The sequence below is a fragment of the Streptomyces rimosus genome, from assembly GCF_008704655.1.
Classification (GTDB): Bacteria; Actinomycetota; Actinomycetes; order Streptomycetales; family Streptomycetaceae; genus Streptomyces; species Streptomyces rimosus.
Window position 1 is genome coordinate 8125001 of the sequence record NZ_CP023688.1, and the last position, 17686, is coordinate 8142686.

At 67.9% G+C, this 17686-nt stretch carries 12 protein-coding genes, 2 rRNA genes and 1 riboswitch; of the genes, 13 read left to right on the forward strand and 1 reads right to left on the reverse strand.

Annotated features, from left to right (window positions below; genetic code table 11):
• Positions 1-115 precede the first annotated feature (115 nt).
• From CP984_RS35625 to CP984_RS35680, 12 genes are all read left to right on the forward strand, one after another.
• Positions 116-3239, forward strand: a 23S ribosomal RNA gene (locus tag CP984_RS35625).
• A 74-nt stretch (positions 3240-3313) separates the two neighbouring features.
• Positions 3314-3430, forward strand: a 5S ribosomal RNA gene (rrf, locus tag CP984_RS35630).
• 205 nt (positions 3431-3635) lie between these two features.
• Positions 3636-4244, forward strand: coding sequence for a CDP-alcohol phosphatidyltransferase family protein (locus CP984_RS35635; RefSeq protein WP_003984972.1), 609 nt, complete (start codon positions 3636-3638; stop codon positions 4242-4244).
• A 114-nt stretch (positions 4245-4358) separates the two neighbouring features.
• A complete protein-coding gene (locus tag CP984_RS35640) occupies positions 4359-6854 on the forward strand; it encodes a mannose-1-phosphate guanyltransferase (protein ID WP_003984971.1) in 2496 nt (831 codons plus the stop codon).
• A 119-nt stretch (positions 6855-6973) separates the two neighbouring features.
• Positions 6974-7888, forward strand: coding sequence for a DUF881 domain-containing protein (locus CP984_RS35645; protein WP_032916425.1), 915 nt, complete (start codon positions 6974-6976; stop codon positions 7886-7888).
• Entirely contained in the window at positions 7885-8217 is a 333-nt protein-coding gene (locus CP984_RS35650; protein WP_003984969.1) for a small basic family protein, read from the forward strand. Before CP984_RS35645 ends, CP984_RS35650 begins: the two co-directional genes overlap by 4 nt.
• A 5-nt stretch (positions 8218-8222) precedes the next feature.
• The gene (locus tag CP984_RS35655; RefSeq protein WP_226048736.1) at positions 8223-9170 is read left to right on the forward strand and encodes a DUF881 domain-containing protein; all 948 of its coding nucleotides are present in this window, start codon (positions 8223-8225) and stop codon (positions 9168-9170) included.
• A 118-nt stretch (positions 9171-9288) separates the two neighbouring features.
• Complete coding sequence (locus CP984_RS35660; protein ID WP_226048853.1) at positions 9289-10125, forward strand: FHA domain-containing protein; 837 nt, start codon at positions 9289-9291, stop codon at positions 10123-10125.
• A gap of 17 nt (positions 10126-10142) precedes the next feature.
• Complete coding sequence (gene ftsR / locus CP984_RS35665; protein ID WP_003984966.1) at positions 10143-10889, forward strand: transcriptional regulator FtsR; 747 nt, start codon at positions 10143-10145, stop codon at positions 10887-10889.
• A 53-nt stretch (positions 10890-10942) separates the two neighbouring features.
• Positions 10943-11416 carry a bifunctional nuclease family protein gene (locus CP984_RS35670; RefSeq protein ID WP_003984965.1) on the forward strand — a complete coding sequence of 158 codons (474 nt, stop codon included), beginning with the start codon at positions 10943-10945 and terminating at the stop codon, positions 11414-11416.
• Between the two features lie 186 nt (positions 11417-11602).
• Positions 11603-12205, forward strand: coding sequence for a MerR family transcriptional regulator (locus CP984_RS35675; RefSeq protein ID WP_003984964.1), 603 nt, complete (start codon positions 11603-11605; stop codon positions 12203-12205).
• A gap of 290 nt (positions 12206-12495) precedes the next feature.
• Positions 12496-14040 carry a DNA polymerase IV gene (locus CP984_RS35680; RefSeq protein WP_003984963.1) on the forward strand — a complete coding sequence of 515 codons (1545 nt, stop codon included), beginning with the start codon at positions 12496-12498 and terminating at the stop codon, positions 14038-14040.
• Here the strand turns inward: CP984_RS35680 and CP984_RS35685 are convergent.
• Positions 13932-14333: a PRC-barrel domain-containing protein gene (locus tag CP984_RS35685; protein WP_003984962.1), complete on the reverse strand. Its 402-nt coding sequence runs from the start codon at positions 14331-14333 to the stop codon at positions 13932-13934. The genes CP984_RS35680 and CP984_RS35685 overlap by 109 nt on opposite strands.
• Positions 14334-14447: 114 nt before the next feature.
• A riboswitch (glycine riboswitch) is annotated at positions 14448-14545 on the forward strand.
• A gap of 188 nt (positions 14546-14733) precedes the next feature.
• Between CP984_RS35685 and gcvP the strand changes: the two genes are divergently transcribed.
• On the forward strand, positions 14734-17619 hold the full coding sequence (gene gcvP, locus CP984_RS35690; RefSeq protein WP_003984961.1) for an aminomethyl-transferring glycine dehydrogenase: 2886 nt from the start codon (positions 14734-14736) through the stop codon (positions 17617-17619).
• The last annotated feature ends 67 nt before the right edge of the window (positions 17620-17686 follow it).

Genomic DNA, 17686 nt, shown 5'->3' on the forward strand with positions numbered 1-17686 from the left:
GCACGGGCTTGAGCCTGTTCCTTCAAACGCCGGCCCCGGTAAAGGCTTGCTTCGGCGGGTTGTGACGGGTGGCTGGTCGTTGCTTGAGAACTGCACAGTGGACGCGAGCATCTGTGGCCAAGTTTTTAAGGGCGCACGGTGGATGCCTTGGCACCAGGAACCGATGAAGGACGTGGGAGGCCGCGATAGGCCCCGGGGAGCTGTCAACCGAGCTTTGATCCGGGGGTGTCCGAATGGGGAAACCCGGCAGTCGTCATGGGCTGTCACCCGTACCTGAACTCATAGGGTATGTGGAGGGAACGCGGGGAAGTGAAACATCTCAGTACCCGCAGGAAGAGAAAACAACCGTGATTCCGGGAGTAGTGGTGAGCGAAACCGGATGAGGCCAAACCAGTCACGTGTGATACCCGGCAGGGGTTGCGTGGTTGGGGTTGTGGGAGTTCTCTTGATCGGTCTGCCGGCCGGTCGGTGAGTCAGAAACCGTTGATGTAGGCGAAGGACATGCGAAAGGTCCGGCGTAGAGGGTAAGACCCCCGTAGCTGAAACATTAGCGGCTCGCTTGAGAACCACCCAAGTAGCACGGGGCCCGTGAAATCCCGTGTGAATCTGGCGGGACCACCCGTTAAGCCTAAATATTCCCTGGTGACCGATAGCGGATAGTACCGTGAGGGAATGGTGAAAAGTACCGCGGGAGCGGAGTGAAATAGTACCTGAAACCGTGTGCCTACAAGCCGTGGGAGCGTCGCGCAGAGAACTTGTTCTTTGCGTCGTGACTGCGTGCCTTTTGAAGAATGAGCCTGCGAGTTTGCGGTATGTTGCGAGGTTAACCCGTGTGGGGAAGCCGTAGCGAAAGCGAGTCCGAAGAGGGCGATATAGTAGCGTGCCCAAGACCCGAAGCGGAGTGATCTAGCCATGGGCAGGTTGAAGCGGAGGTAAGACTTCGTGGAGGACCGAACCCACCAGGGTTGAAAACCTGGGGGATGACCTGTGGTTAGGGGTGAAAGGCCAATCAAACTCCGTGATAGCTGGTTCTCCCCGAAATGCATTTAGGTGCAGCGTCGTGTGTTTCTTGCCGGAGGTAGAGCACTGGATAGGCGATGGGCCCTACCGGGTTACTGACCTTAGCCAAACTCCGAATGCCGGTAAGTGAGAGCGCGGCAGTGAGACTGTGGGGGATAAGCTCCATGGTCGAGAGGGAAACAGCCCAGAGCATCGACTAAGGCCCCTAAGCGTGTGCTAAGTGGGAAAGGATGTGGAGTCGCAGAGACAACCAGGAGGTTGGCTTAGAAGCAGCCATCCTTGAAAGAGTGCGTAATAGCTCACTGGTCAAGTGATTCCGCGCCGACAATGTAGCGGGGCTCAAGCACACCGCCGAAGTCATGTCATTGCAGTATGTACTCCTAACGGGGACTGTGATGGGTAGGGGAGCGTCGTGTGCCGGGTGAAGCAGCGCCGGAAGGTAGTTGTGGACGGTTCACGAGTGAGAATGCAGGCATGAGTAGCGATACACACGTGGGAAACGTGTGCGCCGATTGACTAAGGGTTCCTGGGTCAAGCTGATCTGCCCAGGGTAAGTCGGGACCTAAGGCGAGGCCGACAGGCGTAGTCGATGGACAACCGGTTGATATTCCGGTACCCGCTTTGAAGCGCCAAACATCGAATCCTCTGATGCTAAGGCCGTGAAGCCGCCCTGGAGTCTTCGGACAAAGGGGAGTGGTGGAGCCGCTGATCCAAGGTGGTAGTAGGTGAGTGATGGGGTGACGCAGGAAGGTAGTCCAGCCCGGGCGGTGGTTGTCCCGGGGTAAGGGTGTAGGACGCACGGTAGGCAAATCCGTCGTGCATGAAGTCTGAGACCTGATGCCGAGCCGATTGTGGTGAAGTGGATGATCCTATGCTGTCGAGAAAAGCCTCTAGCGAGTTTCATGGCGGCCCGTACCCTAAACCGACTCAGGTGGTCAGGTAGAGAATACCGAGGCGTTCGGGTGAACTATGGTTAAGGAACTCGGCAAAATGCCCCCGTAACTTCGGGAGAAGGGGGGCCACGGCTGGTGATCACCCTTGCGGTGTGAGCTGGTGGTGGCCGCAGAGACCAGCGAGAAGCGACTGTTTACTAAAAACACAGGTCCGTGCGAAGCCGTAAGGCGATGTATACGGACTGACGCCTGCCCGGTGCTGGAACGTTAAGGGGACCGGTTAGCTCCATTTCGGTGGGGCGAAGCTGAGAACTTAAGCGCCAGTAAACGGCGGTGGTAACTATAACCATCCTAAGGTAGCGAAATTCCTTGTCGGGTAAGTTCCGACCTGCACGAATGGCGTAACGACTTCTCGACTGTCTCAACCATAGGCCCGGTGAAATTGCACTACGAGTAAAGATGCTCGTTTCGCGCAGCAGGACGGAAAGACCCCGGGACCTTTACTATAGCTTGATATTGGTGTTTGGTTCGGCTTGTGTAGGATAGGTGGGAGACTGTGAAGCCGTGACGCCAGTCATGGTGGAGTCGTTGTTGAAATACCACTCTGGTCGTGCTGGATGTCTAACCTGGGTCCGTGATCCGGATCAGGGACAGTGTCTGGTGGGTAGTTTAACTGGGGCGGTTGCCTCCTAAAGGGTAACGGAGGCGCCCAAAGGTTCCCTCAGCCTGGTTGGCAATCAGGTGTTGAGTGTAAGTGCACAAGGGAGCTTGACTGTGAGACTGACGGGTCGAGCAGGTACGAAAGTAGGGACTAGTGATCCGGCGGTGGCTTGTGGAAGCGCCGTCGCTCAACGGATAAAAGGTACCCCGGGGATAACAGGCTGATCTTCCCCAAGAGTCCATATCGACGGGATGGTTTGGCACCTCGATGTCGGCTCGTCGCATCCTGGGGCTGGAGTCGGTCCCAAGGGTTGGGCTGTTCGCCCATTAAAGCGGTACGCGAGCTGGGTTTAGAACGTCGTGAGACAGTTCGGTCCCTATCCGCTGTGCGCGTAGGAGTCTTGAGAAGGGCTGTCCCTAGTACGAGAGGACCGGGACGGACGAACCTCTGGTGTGCCAGTTGTTCTGCCAAGGGCATGGCTGGTTGGCTACGTTCGGAAAGGATAACCGCTGAAAGCATCTAAGCGGGAAGCCTGCTTCGAGATGAGGGCTCCCTCCCACTTGATGGGGTAAGGCTCCCAGTAGACGACTGGGTTGATAGGCCAGATATGGAAGCGCCGTAAGGTGTGGAGTTGACTGGTACTAATAGGCCGAGGGCTTGTCCTCAGTTGCTCGCGTCCACTGTGTTTGTTCTGAAGTAACGAACTCGCCTTGCTGGCTGGAGTTCATCTTCATAGTGTTTCGGTGGTCATAGCGTTAGGGAAACGCCCGGTTACATTTCGAACCCGGAAGCTAAGCCTTTCAGCGCCGATGGTACTGCAGGGGGGACCCTGTGGGAGAGTAGGACGCCGCCGAACAATTTTTGTGGGGGAGCCCCGCACCGTATGGTGCGGGGCTTTTCTGCGTTCAGGGGCGACGCCGGCCGTGCCGCCACCGGCCGGCAGTCGCTTTTTCGGCGGTTATCGGGTGGTATCCGGACAGGGGCCCCGCGGTGTGGCGAAGTGTAGTGGCCAGGTAAGGTCAGGGGGCATCGTCGGTACGTTCCCCACAGGAGGCCCCCGGGTGGAGGTCCAGGAGACGCGCGTCCAGACGGATCGTGTCCTCACCATCCCGAACATTCTGAGCATGGCTCGTCTCGTAGGCGTGCCGGTGTTCCTGTGGTTGATCCTGTGGAAGGAGTTCGGCGGCCCGGACACCAAGTACTGGGCACTGCTGGTACTGGCGCTCAGCGGCGTCAGCGACTACCTCGACGGCAAGCTGGCCCGCCGCTGGAACCAGATCAGCAGCCTGGGCCGGATCCTCGACCCGGCCGCCGACCGGCTGTACATCCTGTCCACCCTCGTCGGCCTGACCTGGCGCGAAATCCTTCCGCTGTGGGTCACCGCGGCCCTGCTGGCGCGCGAACTGATGCTGCTGGTCGCGGTCGCCGCGCTCGCCCGGCACAACTACGGCCCTCCCCAGGTGAACTTCCTGGGCAAGGCGGCTACATTCAACTTGATGTATGCCTTCCCGTTGCTGCTGCTCAGCGACGGAGAAGGTTGGCTCCACACGCTCGCTGCGATTTTCGGATGGGCGTTCGCCGGATGGGGTACAGCACTGTACTGGTGGGCAGGGATTCTCTATGTGGTCCAGGTCCGCCGACTCATCAAGGCGGACAACAAGGCCGACTGATCCCGTCGTAACGGCACCTGGCCGGAACCAGGTGCCGAGGGCGCACACCGTTAAGTCTCCCGGACGGGTGAAGTCGGCAAGACCGTCATCTCTTTCGAGGAGGACGCTTCCGACATGAAGGCCGTTGTGATGGCCGGTGGCGAAGGCACCCGCCTTCGCCCCATGACGTCGAGTATGCCCAAGCCGCTGCTGCCGGTGGCCAACCGGCCGATCATGGAGCATGTGCTGCGGCTGCTGAAACGGCATGGACTCAGTGAGACCGTGGTGACCGTGCAATTCCTGGCGTCGCTCGTCAGGAACTACTTCGGTGACGGCGAAGAGCTCGACATGGAGCTCACCTATGCCAACGAGGAAAAGCCGCTGGGAACAGCCGGCAGCGTGAAGAACGCCGAGGAGGCGCTTCGCGACGACGCTTTCCTCGTGATCTCTGGCGACGCGCTCACCGACTTCGATCTCACCGACCTGATCAGCTTCCACAAGGAGAAGGGCGCGCTCGTCACCGTCTGCCTCACGAGGGTCCCCAATCCTCTGGAATTCGGCATCACGATCGTCGACGAGGACGGCAAGGTCGAGCGGTTCCTGGAGAAGCCCACCTGGGGCCAGGTCTTCTCCGACACCGTCAACACGGGCATCTACGTCATGGAGCCCGAAGTCTTCGACTATGTGGAGCCCGATGTCCCGGTGGACTGGTCGGGTGATGTCTTCCCGCAGCTGATGAAGGAGGGCAAGCCGGTCTACGGCTATGTCGCCGAGGGCTACTGGGAAGACGTGGGCACCCACGAGAGCTATGTGAAGGCCCAGGCCGACGTCCTCGAGGGCAAGGTCGACGTCGACATCGACGGCTTCGAGATCTCGCCGGGCGTCTGGGTCGCCGAGGGCGCCGAGGTGCACCCGGACGCCGTACTGCGCGGACCGCTGTACATCGGCGACTACGCGAAGGTCGAGGCCGGCGCGGAGCTGCGCGAGCACACCATCGTGGGCTCCAACGTCGTCGTCAAGAGCGGCGCCTTCCTGCACAAGGCCGTGGTGCACGACAACGTGTACATCGGCCAGCAGAGCAACCTGCGCGGCTGTGTGATCGGCAAGAACACCGACATCATGCGGGCGGCGCGGATCGAGGACGGCGCGGTCATCGGCGACGAGTGCCTCGTCGGTGAGGAATCGATTGTTCAGGGCAACGTACGGGTCTACCCGTTCAAGACCATCGAGGCCGGCGCGTTCGTCAACACCTCGGTGATCTGGGAGTCCCGCGGCCAGGCGCACCTGTTCGGCGCGCGCGGCGTGTCCGGCATCCTGAACGTCGAGATCACCCCCGAGGTGGCGGTACGCCTCGCCGGCGCGTACGCCACGACCCTGAAGAAGGGCTCCACGGTCACCATCGCCCGTGACCACTCCCGCGGCGCGCGGGCGCTGAAGCGGGCGATGATCTCCGCGCTCCAGGCCAGTGCCATCGACGTACGGGACGTGGAGAACGTGCCGCTGCCGGTCGCCCGGCAGCAGACGGCTCGCGGCAGCGCGGGCGGGATCGTGGTCCGTACGACACCCGGCGTACCGGACTCGGTGGACATCATGTTCCTGGACGAGCGGGGAGCAGACCTCTCCCTCGCGGGCCAGCGCAAGCTGGACCGGGTCTACGCGCGCCAGGAGTACCGCAGGGCCTTCCCCGGCGAGATCGGGGACCTGCACTTCCCCTCCAGCGTCTACGACTCGTACACCGGGTCGCTGCTGCGCTCGCTGGACACCGAGGGCATCGGGGAGGCGGGCCTGAAGGTGGTCGTCGACGCCTCCAACGGCAGCGCCGGCCTGGTGCTGCCCAGCCTGCTGGGCCGGCTCGGCGTCGACTCGCTCACCATCAACCCCGGCCTGGACGAGTCCCGGCCGACCGAGACCGCCGACGCCCGGCGCGCCGGGCTGGTCCGGCTCGGGGAGATCGTGGCCTCCGCGCGGGCGGCCTTCGGGGTGCGCTTCGACCCGGTCGGTGAGCGGCTGTCGCTGGTGGACGAGCGCGGCCGGATCATCGAGGACGACCGGGCGCTGCTGGTCATGCTGGACCTGGTGGCGGCCGAGCGGCGCAGCGGGCGGGTGGCGCTGCCGGTGACCACGACCCGTATCGCCGAGCAGGTGGCCGCGTACCACGGTACGCAGGTGGAGTGGACGACCACCTCGCCCGACGACCTGACCCGGGTGGGGCGCGCGGACGACACCATCTTCGGCGGTGACGGCCGGGGCGGCTTCATCGTTCCGGAGTTCAGCAGCGTCTTCGACGGCGCGGCGGCGTTCGTGCGGCTGATCGGGCTGGTGGCGCGTACGCAGCTCACGCTCAGCCAGATCGACGCGCGGATTCCGCGAGCCCATGTGCTCAAGCGGGACCTGGCCACGCCGTGGGCGGTCAAGGGCCTGGTCATGCGCCATGTGGTGGAAGCCGCCGGCGACCGGTCGGTGGACACGACCGACGGCGTACGGGTGGTGGAGGCCGACGGGCGTTGGGTGCTGGTGCTGCCGGACCCGGCGGAGGCCGTCACCCATCTGTGGGCGGAGGGCCCGGACGACGCCTCGGCCCAGCAGCTGCTGGACGAGTGGTCCGCCGTGGTGGACAGCGCCGGCCGCTGAGCACGGCCGGGCGGACGCGGTCGCGTCCGCCCGCCCCGTGGCCCCACCGGTGTGCCGCGATTCGGCACGCCGGTGGGGCCATTGGGTGACTGCGGCGCCGACGTGCGACGATGTGCGGCATGTCGCAGCAGCGCCCCGATCGGAGCACCCCCCAGCCGGCCTCGCGCCCCGATGCCTCGATGTCGCTGCTGACCAATGTCATGGACCACGCCCTGGACGACGGGTACGCGGAAGCGGCGGCCCGTAAGAGCGAGGCGGGGGTGCGCGGCCTCCCCCGTACGCTGCGGGCGAAGTTGGGGCTGGCGGCGGGCCTGGTGCTGGCCGCGGTGGTGGTGACGGTCGGTGCCGCCCAGGCGCGGATATCGGCGCCCACCCTGGCCAAGGAGCGCGAGGAGCTGATCAGCCGCATCGAGCACGGCACGGCCGACGCCGACGCGGTGCAAAAGCGTGTCGACAAGCTCCGCGACGACGTGGGTGCCATCCAGCGCGAGGCGCTGCGCAAGCACGGCGGCGACAAGGCCGAGCTGCTCGCGCTGCTGGCGGGCTCGACCCAGGTGACCGGGCCCGGCGTGAAACTCGTCGTCGACGACGCGAAGTCGGCGCAGTCCAGTGGTGGCGGCCCGCGCGAGAGCAGTGGCTTTTCGGACACCGGGCGGCTGCGCGACCGCGATCTGCAGCGGGTCGTCAACGGCCTCTGGGCGTCCGGCGCCGAGGCCGTCTCCGTCAACGGGCAGCGCCTGACGTCCCTCTCGGCGATCAGAGCCGCCGGAGAGGCCATACTGGTCGACAACAAGCCGCTGGTGCCGCCGTACACGGTGCTGGCGGTGGGCGACGGGCACAAGCTCGTCACCGCGTTCCAGGACAGTGCGGACGGGCAGTACTTGCACGTACTGCAGAAGAACTACGGGATCCGTACGAAGATTTCCGCCGAGAACGGGGTCACGCTGCCGCCCGCGCCCAGCTTGATCGTACGTACAGCACAGCCGAAGGCCGGTGCCCAGGGCGGCACCGACACAGGGAAGGGCACATCGTGATCGCCGTACTGGGCCTCATCGTGGGAGTCGTGGTCGGGCTTGTGGTCCGACCCGTGGTGCCGACGGTGGTCGAGCCCTACCTGCCGATCGCTGTCGTCGCGGCGCTGGACGCCGTCTTCGGCGGTCTGCGCGCGATGCTGGACGGCATCTTCGACGACAAGGTCTTCGTCGTCTCGTTCCTGTCCAACGTGGTGGTCGCCGCGCTCATCGTCTTCCTCGGCGACAAGCTCGGCGTCGGCGCCCAACTGTCCACCGGTGTGGTCGTCGTACTGGGCATCCGCATCTTCTCCAACGCCGCGGCCATCCGCCGGCACGTCTTCAGGGCCTGATGCCGATGGGTACCGACGAGAATCCAGGGCGGGACGGTACGGCGCCGGAGCCCGGCCGGCCCCCGGAGGAGCCCCGTACGGCGCGCTCCGCGGGTACGGACCGGCCTGCCGACCGCCGGCCGGTGCCGCCGGAGAGCAGGGCGGCGGAGCGCAGGGCCGACGGGGGACACGCCGCGGACGGGGCGCCGGACGGTACGGAACCGGCCACTGGGTCCGGCGCGCCGGGCCCGGCGATGACCGGGCGGCAGCGCCTGGTGGCCGGTCTGTGGCCGCCGCGGCTCACCCGCGCCCAACTGATCGTGGCCCTGCTGCTGTTCATTCTCGGTCTCGGCCTGGCAATTCAGGTACGTTCCACCAGTGACAGCAGTGCACTACGGGGCGCGCGACAGGAGGACCTTGTGCGCATCCTGGATGAATTGGACAACCGTTCGCAGCGTCTGACGGATGAGCAGCGCAGGCTGGAAGGCCAGAAGACGGAACTGGAGAACAGCTCGGACCAGGCCGAGGAGGCCCGTAAACAGACCGTGGAGAAGGAGCAGCAGCTCGGCGTGCTGGCGGGGACGGTGGCGGCCCAGGGGCCGGGCATCAACCTCACCATCAACGACCCGACGCACTCCGTCGAGGCGGACAAACTCCTGGACACCATCCAGGAGTTGCGGGCGGCCGGGGCCGAGGCCATCCAGATCAACGACGTACGGATCGTGGCCGGTTCGTATGTCTCGGATGTCCGTGGCGGCGTGGAGGTGGACGGCAAGCGGGTCGCCCAGCCGTACCGCTTCAAGGTGATCGGCAAGCCCGAGGACCTGGAGCCCGCGCTGAACATCCCGGGCGGAGTGGTGCAGACTTTGGAAAAGGAGCAGGCCACAGTGTCGGTGAGCCGTGACGAGAAGATCATCGTGGATGCCTTGCGGGAGGCGAAGCGGCCTGACTACGCTCGGTCGTCATCGCGGTGAGTGAGCCACGAATGGGGACGGCCCGGGTCGGGCATGAGGTAGCGGGGGGTCGGCGCACCGTTCGGGTGGTGCGTGGTGGAAACTGTGTGGAGGCCACGGACGTTCACCGGATGTCCGGATCGGCCGGTGTGTGCATCGAGGGTTCGTCCTGCCCCACGGGCGGGTCTGTTTCGTTCAAGGGGAATCGCCCGTGAAGTTGTTTGCAAAGCTGTTCGGCAAGAGCGCACGCCAGGAGGGCGGCACCGGCTCGGCGAAGCACCGTGCCCCGCGCCAGCCCGAGGAGAGCGGTGCCGCCCAGGAGCGCCCGCTCTTCCGCGACCAGGTCGGCGCGCCCGGCGCCGGTTCTGTTGACCCCTCCGTGTCCGGCCGCATAGGTTCCCAGGGACCGTCGGCCGCGAACACGGGTGGAGGGGTTTCCTTGCCGGTCTGTACGAGGTGCGGTCACCGCAACGCCGAGGCGAGCCGGTTCTGCTCCAACTGCGGAGCGCCGCTGCGCCCCGGCGCGCAGGCGGAGCGTGCCTCTGAGACGACCTCCACCATCTCCATCTCGGGGCTGGAGGCGTACGACGCGGAGACGACCGGGCAGACGGCGATCCCGTCGCTGTCCCCCGAGGCGCAGGCGGCCGTCGAGGCGCTGCCGATGGGCTCGGCCCTGCTGGTCGTGCGCCGCGGTCCGAACTCGGGCAGCCGCTTCCTGCTGGACGGCGACCTGACGACGGCCGGCCGCCACCCGCAGAGCGACATCTTCCTGGACGACGTGACGGTCTCGCGTCGCCACGTGGAGTTCCGCCGCGGCCAGGACGGCACCTTCACCGTCGCCGACGTCGGCAGCCTGAACGGCACGTACGTCAACCGTGAGCGGATCGACTCGGTCCTGCTCGCCAACGGTGACGAGGTGCAGATCGGCAAGTTCCGGCTGGTCTTCTACGCGAGCCAGCGGGGCGTCGGCTTCTGACCGGCCAAGGAAGGCATATGCACCGCACTGGGCCGGGCGGTGCCGGGTCGGCCGGCACCGCCGCGGACGGCAAGCTGATGAGCATCGGAACGGTGCTCAACTCGCTGCGCGACGAGTTCCCCGAGGTCACCATCTCCAAGATCCGTTTCCTGGAGGCCGAGGGGCTCGTCGAGCCGCGGCGCACCCCGTCCGGCTACCGGAAGTTCAGCACGGACGACGTCGCCCGGCTGGCGTCCGTCCTGCGGATGCAGCGTGACCACTATCTTCCGCTGAAAGTGATCCGCGAGCATCTCGACGCCGTGGCGCGCGGTGAGCAGGTGCAGCTGCCGGCGCCCGCCGCGCCCGCGGGGGAGCTGTTCGAGGGGCTCGGCGAGCCGGACGCCGACCGGCCCACGGCCGCCCGCATAGGCCGGGCGGAGCTGCTGGCCGCCGCGGAGGTCGAGGAGGCCGAGCTCGCCGACTGGGAGTCGTACGGCCTCATCGTCCCGGACGACGGGGGCGGGTACGACATCGAGGCCGTCACGGTCGCCAAACTCGTCGCCGAGCTGGGGCGCTTCGGTCTGGAACCGCGCCATCTGCGGACGGTGAAGGCGGCGGCCGAGCGGGAGGCCAATCTGGTCGAGCAGGTCGTGGCGCCGCTGCGCCGCCACCGCAATCCGCAGACCAGGCAGCATGCCGAGGCCACGGCCAGGGAGCTGGCCACGCTGTCCGTACGGCTGCATGCTGCACTGGTCCAGTCCGCCCTGCGCGTCCGCCTGACGTGAGCAATGGGTGGCCCGACTACCCAAACCGGCCGGGCACGTCCTAGGGTTGCTGTGTGAACGAGCTCGATGTCGTGGGTGTCCGGGTGGAAATGCCTTCCAACCAACCGATCGTGCTCCTACGGGAGGTAGGAGGCGATCGTTACCTGCCCATTTGGATCGGGCCGGGGGAGGCCACCGCCATCGCCTTCGCCCAGCAGGGGATGGCCCCTGCCAGGCCGCTGACGCACGACCTCTTCAAGGACGTGCTGGAAGCGGTGGGCCAGGAACTGACCCAGGTCCGCATCACGGACCTGCGCGAGGGGGTCTTCTATGCCGAACTGGTCTTCGCCAGTGGTGTCGAGGTCAGCGCCCGTCCGTCCGACGCCATAGCGCTGGCGCTGCGCACCGGTACGCCGATCTACGGGACCGACGGGGTCCTCGACGACGCGGGGATCGCCATCCCGGACGAGCAGGAGGACGAGGTGGAGAAGTTCCGCGAGTTCCTCGACCAGATCTCGCCCGAGGACTTCGGCACCAACAGCCAGTGAGCCAGGTGCGCGGAGGGGTGCCTTCCGCGCATTCGATTAGCCTTTCCCTGAGCAGGGACACGAGAAACCACTCGCAAGGTGATTATCACTCGGCGTGGCGAGCGCGGCGATCGTTGACGCACCCCGAGTGACTGCATACCGTCGATAGGGCAGGTCCCGTCCGGGACGTGGAGGACGGAGGTCGGCGTGGCAATCACCGGCGACGGTACGGCGGCGGAAGGGGCGTTGCCGCTCCACTCCGGGGCTGCTGACCGCACCCCGGCACAGGCCGCCGGGGCACCGGGCGACCGCGGGGCGGACACCATCGGCTACCGGGGCCCGACGGCGTGCGCGGCCGCGGGGATCACTTACCGCCAGCTCGACTACTGGGCCCGTACGGGGCTCGTCGAGCCGAGCGTCCGGCCCGCCTACGGGTCGGGCACCCAGCGGCTCTACAACTTCCGGGACGTCGTCGTCCTGAAAATCGTCAAGCGGCTGCTGGACACCGGGGTCTCCCTCCAGAACATCCGCACCGCCGTCCGGCACCTGCGCTCCCGCGGGCTGTCCGACCTGGCGAGAATGACGCTGATGAGCGACGGCGCGACGGTCTACGAATGCACCTCGCCCGATGAGGTCGTCGACCTGCTCCAAGGGGGACAGGGCGTCTTCGGCATCGCCGTGGGCGTGGTCTGGCGCGATGTGGAAAGCGCGCTGTCGCAGCTTCACGGGGAGCGGGTGGACACCGGCGAGACGCTGGTCCGGCACAACCCGCACGACGAACTGGCGCGGCGCCGCAACCGGGCGGGGTGAGCGGGGGCGTACGCCGCGGGGCCGGGGGCCGATCGCCCCGGCGTGCTCCGGCGCATCCGGCGTACCCGACGTACGGAATACGGGCGTGCGCTCCTCGCGCGCCCGTTACGACGGCCTCCTGCGCCTCTGCCGCACCAGGAGATCCATAACGGCCACAGGAGCCGCACACGGCCTCCGAAGCGCGCACGCGGCCTCTCAGAGGATTCCGGAGTGCGCCCGAGGCAGGGTGAGGCCGCGCGCGGCGGGGTCGGTCGGGGCGATTGTCAGTGGTGTGGGGGAGCATCGGTCGTGTGAGACGTGCGCCGACGATCCTGCATCTGGACATGGATGCGTTCTATGCGTCCGCCGAACAGGCGGCGAAGCCGAGCCTGCGCGGAAAGCCCGTGGTGGTCGGCGGGATCGGCCCGCGCGGCGTGGTCTCCACGGCGTCGTACGAGGCCCGGGTCTTCGGGGTGCGCTCGGCCATGCCGACCGCCCAGGCCCGCCGCCTCTGCCCGAACGCCGCGTATCTGACCCCGCGCTTCACCCTGTACCGCCGGGTGAGCGACCAGGTCATGGAACTGCTTCACGCGCTGTCGCCGCTGGTGGAGCCGCTCAGCCTGGACGAGGCGTTCGTGGACCTGGAGGCCGGCGGCACCGAGGCCGACACGGCGGCCGCACGGGCCGTGGGGGAGCGGCTGCGGCGGGACATCAGACGCACGACGGGGCTCACCGGGTCGGTGGGCCTGGCCGGGGCCAAGATGCTGGCCAAGATCGCGTCCGAGCAGGCCAAGCCGGACGGCCTGGTGGTCATCGAGCCGGGGACGGAACGGGAGCTGCTGGGCCCGATGACGGTGCGTACGCTGCCCGGCGTCGGCCCCGCCACGGCCGAGACGCTGCGCCGGGCGGGCATCCACACGATCGCCGAGACGGCGGAGGCGGGGGAGGCGGAGCTGGTGCGCCTCCTGGGCAAGGCGCACGGCACCGGGCTGTACGCCATGGCGCTGGGCCGCGACGAGCGGCCCGTGGTGGCCGAGCGGGATGCGAAGTCCATATCGGTCGAGGACACCTTCGACGTGGACCTGACCGACCGGACCCGGGTGCGGGCCGAGGTGACGCGGCTGGCGGACCGGTGCGTGGAGCGGTTGCGGGCGGCCGGGCGCTCCGGCCGGACCGTCGTGATCAAGGTGCGTAACTACGACTTCTCGACGCTGACCAGGTCGGAGACGCTGCGCGGACCCACCGACGACCCGAGTGTGGTGCGGGAGGCGGCGGCCCGGCTGCTGGACCTGGTGGACACGACGGGCGGCGTACGGCTGCTGGGCGTGGGCGTGACCGGGCTCGCCGACTTCACCCAGGAGGACCTGTTCGCCCAGCTCGCGACGGAGAAGGCGGCCGAAGAGGAGGCCGAGCGGGAGCGCCGGGTGGCGGCGGAGGCGGCCCGGGAGGCGGCCGACGAGCCCGAGCGGCCCCGGCGCTGGCTCCCCGGGCTGGACGTGATCCATGAGGAGCACGGCGCCGGCTGGGTGCAGGGCAGCGGTGTCGGCCGGGTGACCGTACGGTTCGAGCAGCCGTGGTCCGGGCCCGGCCGGGTGCGCACCTTCCCCGTGGACGACCCGGCGCTGCGCCCCGGCGAGCCGCTGCCGCTGGTGGGCGGGCCGGCCGAGCCATCCACCGGGCCCGCACAGGAGGGCCCTGCCCAGAAGGACCCCGCCCAGAAGGGAGCTGACCAGAAGGCCCCCGCCCCTCAGTCCTCCGCCCCCGCCACCCTCCCGAATTCCGTGTCGGCCCGCGCGGCGTCCGAGCCGGGGACGGGCCCGGAGACGGAATCGGGGGCCGGGATGTCCAGCCGGTAGTGGTGGTAGAGCTGTAGTTCCTGCTCCGGCGAGAGGTGGCGGCCCACCCCGAAGTCCGGCGCATCCCTGATCAGCTTGCGGTCGTAGGGGACGTGCAGCACCTCGTCGACCAGATCGCTGGGCTCCAGGGGCACGAACGCGTCCCGGCTGAAGATCCCGGTGCGTACGGCCGCCCATTCCGGTTCTCCGGTCGCGTCGTCCAGGTACACCTCGTCGACGGTGCCGATCTTGGTTCCGTTCTTGTCGAACGCCTTGCGGCCGATCAAGCTGCGGGGATCGATATCGGTCTGCACGGTCCCTCCATGTGGTCGCAACTGCCTTGTGACAACTACCAAACGGCACATTTCATGCCCCGGCCACTCGAAGGAACGCCCGTTCGCCGCGCTGGTAGGCTGGCGAACGGCTGTCGACCCCATGCGGGAGAGTCCTTCGCCGATCATGGCGAGGGCGCCGAAGGAGCAACTCCTCCCCGGAATCTCTCAGGCTCATGTACCGCATGGACGAGGTCACTCTGGAAAGCAGGGCGGGCCACGGACGGGCACAGCGCCGGAGCCCCTCCTCACCGACGGTGAAAGCCGGTGCCGCGTGCGGAACCGGTGAAGCTCTCAGGTTGCGATGACAGAGGGGGAGGCCGTCCGGGCACCAGCGCCGTGGTGCCCCGCAGAGGTCGAAACGACCAGGAGGCCCCCGCAGATGACCACCAACCGCATCTCCTTGACCGAGCTGGAACGCGGTACCCCGTTCGAGCAGCGGCACATCGGCCCCGGTCCGGAGGACCAGGCCAAGATGCTCGCGCAGGTCGGTTTCGGATCGCTGGACGAGCTGACCGCGGCCGCCGTACCGGATGTGATCAAGAGTGCGGAGGCGCTGGGGCTGCCGCAGGGCCGCAGCGAGGCCGAGGTGCTGGCCGAGCTGCGGGCGCTCGCGGACCGTAACCAGGTGCTCGCCCCGATGATCGGGCTCGGCTACCACGGCACGTTCACCCCGCCGGTGATCCTGCGCAACGTGATGGAGAACCCCGCCTGGTACACGGCCTACACCCCGTACCAGCCGGAGATCTCGCAGGGCCGCCTGGAGGCGCTGCTCAATTTCCAGACCATGGTCGCCGACCTGACCGGACTGCCGACCTCCGGCGCCTCGCTGCTCGACGAGGGCACGGCCGCCGCCGAGGCGATGGCCCTCGCGCGGCGCGTGGGCAAGGTCAAGGACGGCGTCTTCCTGGTCGACGCCGACTGCCTGCCGCAGACCATCGCCGTGATCGAGACCCGCGCCGAGCCGACCGGCGTCGAGGTCGTGGTGGCCGACCTGTCCGACGGCATACCGGCCGAGGTGGCCGAGCGCGGCGTCTTCGGCGTGCTGCTCCAGTACCCCGGCGCGTCCGGTGCCGTACGCGACCCCCGCGCCGTGATCGAGCGGGCGCACGAGCTGGGCGCGGTCGTCACCGTCGCCGCCGATCTGCTGGCGCTGACGCTGCTGACCTCGCCGGGTGAGCTGGGCGCGGACATCGCCGTCGGCACCACCCAGCGGTTCGGCGTGCCGATGGGCTTCGGCGGCCCGCACGCCGGGTTCATGGCCGTACGGGAGAAGTTCGCCCGTAGCCTGCCCGGCCGCCTGGTGGGCGTCTCGGTCGACGCGGACGGCAACAAGGCGTACCGCCTCGCCCTCCAGACGCGCGAGCAGCACATCCGCCGCGAGAAGGCCACCAGCAACATCTGCACCGCGCAGGTCCTGCTCGCGGTGATGGCGGGCATGTACGCCGTCTACCACGGCCCGGACGGGCTCGCGGCCATCGCGCGCCGTACCCACCGCTACGCCTCCATCCTGGCCGAGGGCCTGCGCGCCGGCAGCGTCGAGGTCGTGCACGGCGCGTACTTCGACACGCTGACCGTACGGGTGCCGGGCCGGGCCGCCGAGGTGGTCGCAGCGGCCCGCGAGGCGGGGGTCAACCTGCGCCTGGTCGACGCGGACCTGGTGGGCGTGGCCTGCGACGAGACCACCGGGCGCGCGCAGGTGCACGCGGTGTGGGGCGCCTTCGGCGTCCAGGCCGACATCGAGCGGCTGGACGAAGCCGTGGCCGACGCGCTGCCGTCGGAGCTGCTGCGCGGCGACGCGTACCTGACGCACCCGGTCTTCCACCAGCACCGCTCCGAGACCGCGATGCTGCGCTACCTGCGCCGCCTGTCGGACAAGGACTACGCGCTGGACCGCGGCATGATCCCGCTCGGCTCCTGCACCATGAAGCTGAACGCGACGACCGAGATGGAGCCGGTCACCTGGCCCGAGTTCGGGCAGCTGCACCCGTTCGCGCCGGTCGAGCAGGCGCAGGGCTACCTCACGCTGATCGCGGAGCTGGAGGAGCAGCTGGCCACGGTCACCGGCTACGACAAGGTCTCCATCCAGCCGAACGCCGGCTCGCAGGGCGAACTGGCCGGGCTGCTGGCCGTGCGGGCCTACCACCGCGCCAACGGCGACGCGCAGCGCACCGTCTGCCTCATCCCCTCCTCGGCGCACGGCACCAACGCGGCCAGCGCCGTGATGGCCGGCATGAAGGTCGTCGTCGTCAAGACCGGCGCGGACGGCGAGGTGGACGCGGACGACCTGCACGCCAAGATCGAGCAGTACCGTGACGAGCTCGCGGTCCTGATGGTCACCTACCCGTCCACGCACGGCGTGTTCGAGGAGCACATCACCCAGATCTGCGCGGCGGTGCACGACGCGGGCGGCCAGGTGTACGTGGACGGCGCCAACCTGAACGCGCTGGTCGGGCTCGCCGAGCCGGGCAAGTTCGGCGGCGATGTCTCGCACCTGAACCTGCACAAGACCTTCTGCATCCCGCACGGCGGCGGCGGTCCGGGCGTCGGCCCGGTCGGCGTGCGCGCCCACCTGGCGCCGTACCTGCCCAACCACCCGCTGCAGCCCTCCGCGGGCCCGGAGACGGGCGTCGGGCCCATCTCCGCGGCGCCGTGGGGCTCCGCCGGCATCCTGCCCATCTCCTGGGCGTACGTCCGGCTGATGGGCGGCGCGGGCCTCAAGCGCGCCACCCAGGTCGCGGTGCTCGGCGCCAACTACATCGCCAAGCGCCTGGAGCCGCACTACCCCGTGCTCTACACCGGCCCCGGCGGCCTGGTCGCGCACGAGTGCATCATCGACGTACGGCCGCTGACCAAGGCGACCGGTGTGAGCATCGACGATGTCGCCAAGCGGCTGATCGACTACGGCTTCCACGCGCCGACGATGTCGTTCCCGGTGGCCGGCACGCTGATGATCGAGCCGACCGAGAGCGAGAACCTGGACGAGCTGGACCGCTTCTGCGACGCGATGATCGCGATCCGCGCGGAGATCGACAAGGTCGGTTCGGGGGAGTGGGACAAGGACGACAACCCGCTGCGCAACGCCCCGCACACCGCGGGGGCGCTGAGCGGCGCGTGGCCGCACCCGTACACCCGTGAGGAGGCGGTCTTCCCGGCCGGTGTCGAGGCGGCGGAGAAGTACTGGCCGCCGGTGCGCCGTATCGACGGTGCGTTCGGCGACCGCAACCTTGTCTGCTCCTGCCCGCCGCTGGAGGAGTACGACAGCTGATCCGTGGGCGCGCCGCTCACGGCGGCGCGGCATGCGAAGGGCCCTCGGCGTGGACGCCGGGGGCCCT